The 3,372-nt window shown below is 60.6% G+C and carries 4 protein-coding genes and 1 pseudogene; all 5 read left to right on the plus strand.

The window, feature by feature from the left end; translation table 11 throughout:
* Positions 1-301 (plus strand): annotated as a pseudogene (locus HMPREF0372_RS09095) (hypothetical protein); the annotation flags it as partial.
* Positions 282-2,099: a C40 family peptidase gene (locus HMPREF0372_RS09100; protein WP_007491253.1), complete on the plus strand. Its 1,818-nt coding sequence runs from the start codon at positions 282-284 to the stop codon at positions 2,097-2,099. The pseudogene HMPREF0372_RS09095 and the gene HMPREF0372_RS09100, both read left to right, overlap by 20 nt.
* A 14-nt stretch (positions 2,100-2,113) precedes the next feature.
* On the plus strand, positions 2,114-2,368 hold the full coding sequence (locus tag HMPREF0372_RS09105; protein ID WP_007491255.1) for a DUF4315 family protein: 255 nt from the start codon (positions 2,114-2,116) through the stop codon (positions 2,366-2,368).
* 2 nt (positions 2,369-2,370) lie between these two features.
* Positions 2,371-3,150: a DUF4366 domain-containing protein gene (locus tag HMPREF0372_RS09110; protein WP_007491257.1), complete on the plus strand. Its 780-nt coding sequence runs from the start codon at positions 2,371-2,373 to the stop codon at positions 3,148-3,150.
* Positions 3,147-3,323, plus strand: a complete 177-nt coding sequence (locus HMPREF0372_RS20070) for a hypothetical protein (RefSeq protein ID WP_007491259.1) — start codon at positions 3,147-3,149, stop codon at positions 3,321-3,323. Before HMPREF0372_RS09110 ends, HMPREF0372_RS20070 begins: the two co-directional genes overlap by 4 nt.
* Positions 3,324-3,372: the final 49 nt, after the last annotated feature.

Genomic DNA, 3,372 nt, shown 5'->3' on the forward strand with positions numbered 1-3,372 from the left:
GCAAGGCGCCTTTACCCTACCCTACGACCTTTTGGCCAGTCGGGAGATCGAGGCTATTCTGGACAACACGGACTTTATGATCCTGCTGTCCCAGGCCCAAAGTGACCGGGCGATTTTGGCGAAACAGCTCGGCATTTCCGAGCACCAGCTCTCCTATATCACCCACTCCAATTCCGGCGAGGGCCTGCTGTTCTATGGCGATGTGACCATCCCCTTTGTGGATCGGTTCCCCCGTGGAGAAATCTATAACCTGCTGACTACCCGCCCGGAGGATTTGAAGAATGAAGCGAAAACCGAATAAGCCCAAACAGGAGGCCAGGGAGCGCCCCGGCTCCTGGGAGAGCGCCGCCGATCCTGGCGGGGCCGCTGGGGGCGGCTCCCCAGGCGGTGCCGGGGCTGCGGACAGCGGCACTTCTGGACAAAGTGTCCAGAACATGGGGTGCCCCGCAAAGTCGAAAGACTTTGTGGGGAGAGGAGGAGCAACGGAGCGGGCGGATTTTGGCGGCAGCGCCGCCGAAGAAGCCAAAGCGAAGTTTGCGACGACGAAGTTCCGTCAGAAAAGCAAACAGGAGCAGGCCGCCGCGTCCAAGCTCCGCATGGAGGAGCGCGGGGAAAAGCTGGAACGGGCAAAGGATAAGCTGGCAAAACAGAAACCGCCCAAAAAGCCCGGCCCGGTGCGGCGGATAGGCCGGGCCGCTGGCGGGGCCGCCCGCGGTTTTGTGCATGGCAAGATTTATGAGAATGAACAGGAAAACGTGGGGATCGAGGGGGCCCACCGCTCCGAGCTGGTGGGCGAGTCCGGCCTGCGGCATGGCAAGCGGTTCGTGCAAAAGAAAATCCGGCAGCATCCGGCAAAGGCTGTCCAGCGGGCCGAGTCCAAATATGTCAAGGCCACGGCGGACTATCATTTCCGCATGACCGCCCAGGAACACCCGGAAATGTCCGGCAACCCCGTTTCCCGGATGTGGCGCAAGCACCGCTTGAAAAAGCAGTATCAAAAGCGGGCGCGGGAGGCGGCAAAGACGGGAGCGGCAAGCGCGGCCAAAAAGACCGCCGCCGCCACGGAAAAGGCCGGGGCGAAGATCGCGGGCTTTGTGAAGCGGCATCCCGTGGGGGTGCTGTTGGCCCTGACCTGTGTGCTCCTGCTCTTTATGATGCAGTCCTGTTCTTCCTCCCTAGTGATGCTGGGAAATTCCGGCGCGGGGGCTGTGGGCGTTACCACCTACCCCTCGGAGGACGGGGAGATCCTGGCGGCGGAGGCGGCCTATTCCAGCATGGAGGCCGAGCTGCAAAACTACCTGGACACCTATACCGCCACCCACAGCTATGACGAATATCATTTTGACTTGGACGAGATCGAGCACGATCCCTATGTGCTGATCTCTACCCTCTGCGTGCTCCATGAGGGGGAATGGACGGCGGACGAGGTGCAGGGCACCCTGGAAACCCTCTTTGACCGCCAGTATATCCTGACGGAGCGCGTGGTGCGGGAAACCCGGTATGACAGCGACGGCGATCCCTACTCCTGGTACATCTGCTATGTCACGCTGGAAAACAAAAACCTTTCCCATCTGCCCCTGGAAATGATGGGAGAGGAACAGATGGCCCGTTATTCTCTCTATATGTCCACCCTGGGGAACAGGCCCGATCTGTTCCCGGAGTCAGCCTATGTGGGGAAATACATCACGAACCCGCCCGCTGACTATGACGTGCCGGAGGAATATCTGGACGATGAAACCTTTGCGGCCATTTTGGGCGAGGCGGAGAAATACCTGGGCTATCCCTATGTGTGGGGCGGCAGCTCTCCGGCCACGTCCTTTGACTGCTCCGGCTTTGTGTCCTGGGTGATCAATCACTCCGGCTGGAATGTGGGCCGCCTGGGAGCCCAGGGGCTCTATAACATCTGTACCCCCACCAGCGCACCCCGCCCCGGCGATCTGGTGTTCTTTGTCGGCACCTATGACACGGCGGGCGTGTCCCATTGTGGCATCTATGTGGGGGACGGGATGATGATCCATTGTGGCGATCCCATCCAATATGCAAACCTGAATACAAGCTACTGGCAATCTCATTTCTACGCCTACGGGCGTTTACCCTGACAAGGAGGTTATCTATGGCGGCAAGCAAAAGCCAAAAAATCCAGGCCGAGATTGATAAGGTCAAGGCCAAAATCAGCGAACAGCAGGCCCGGCTGAAAGAACTGGAGCAAAAGCACCGGGAGGCGGAAAACGAGGAGATTGTGGACATCGTGCGGGGCATGAGCGTTTCCCTGGAGGAGCTGCCCCTGGTGCTCCAGCGGCTCCGGGATGGCGGCACCTCTGGACAAAGTGTCCAGAAGTCCGAGGACGGCGGAAAGGAGGAAAATTGAAGATGAAACGCTTTCGGGTGATGGCGGCGGCGCTCTGCGCCGTCGTTCTTTTATGCGGCTTTAGCATCCCGGCGTATGCCTACGCGGACGGCGGCGAGGGCTCGGACTACGGCGATCCCACCATGACGGAGGAAACTCCTGCCCCGGAGCCCACCATTGAGCCCGGCGAGGGCTTTTCCGAAGAGGGCAACCTTGTGACCCGCGATTTGCTCTATGACGAGTACACCAACAAGCAGTTTATTACCGTCCAGACCAGCGGCGGCAATACGTTCTATATCGTCATTGACTATGACAAGCCCGTGGACGAAGAGGGCGAACAGTACGAAACCTACTTTTTCAGCGTTGTGGATGAGGCTGATCTGCTGGCTGCGGCGGAGGCCGCTGGCGTGGAGCAAGCGGTGTGCTCCTGCTCTGAAAAATGCGAGGCGGGGGCCGTCAATACGGATTGTGCCGTCTGCTCCGTCAATATGAGCAAGTACGTGGGCGTTGAGCCGGAGCCGGAGCCCACGGAAACCGAGGAGCCCGCCCCGGAGGAGGCCGGGCCGGAAACGGGCGGCAACACGGGGATGCTCCTGGCGGTGCTGGCTGTGGCCCTGGTGGGCGGCGGTGCGGCGTTCTATTTCAAGGTGCTGCGCCCCAAACAGCAGAAAGCCGCCGCGCCCCAGGAGGACTACGGCGACGAGCTCACGGACTATGACGAGCCGGACGGCTACGGGGACGAGGACGATGACGGCCCGCCTTGGGACGAGGAGGACGATGACGGAGAGGAGGCGGACAAATGAGGTTTACCAACAGCCCCTATGAAAAGATGATGCAGCAGAAGCCCCGCCCCCAGGCTCCGGCCCCGGCAAAGCCGCCCAGGGGCTCCCGGTGCTCCGGGTGTCCCTACTGGCGCGGGATCGGCTGCGTGTCCTGCTACCGGGAGCTTATGCGGGCCCCGGCTGGCGGGAGGTGACGGCTTGGCCCGTGAACTGATAAGGTACAATAATTTTCGCAAATTGAAA

This window comes from Flavonifractor plautii ATCC 29863 (genome assembly GCF_000239295.1).
Classification (GTDB): domain Bacteria; phylum Bacillota; class Clostridia; order Oscillospirales; family Oscillospiraceae; genus Flavonifractor; species Flavonifractor plautii.

What these genes read in the sequence shown, in the direction of transcription:
- HMPREF0372_RS09100 (WP_007491253.1), top strand. Translation starts at nt 282, where the DNA reads ATGAAGCGAAAACCGAATAAGCCCAAACAGGAGGCCAGGGAGCGCCCC.
- HMPREF0372_RS09105 (WP_007491255.1), top strand. Translation starts at nt 2,114, where the DNA reads ATGGCGGCAAGCAAAAGCCAAAAAATCCAGGCCGAGATTGATAAGGTC.
- HMPREF0372_RS09110 (WP_007491257.1), top strand. Translation starts at nt 2,371, where the DNA reads ATGAAACGCTTTCGGGTGATGGCGGCGGCGCTCTGCGCCGTCGTTCTT.
- HMPREF0372_RS20070 (WP_007491259.1), top strand. Translation starts at nt 3,147, where the DNA reads ATGAGGTTTACCAACAGCCCCTATGAAAAGATGATGCAGCAGAAGCCC.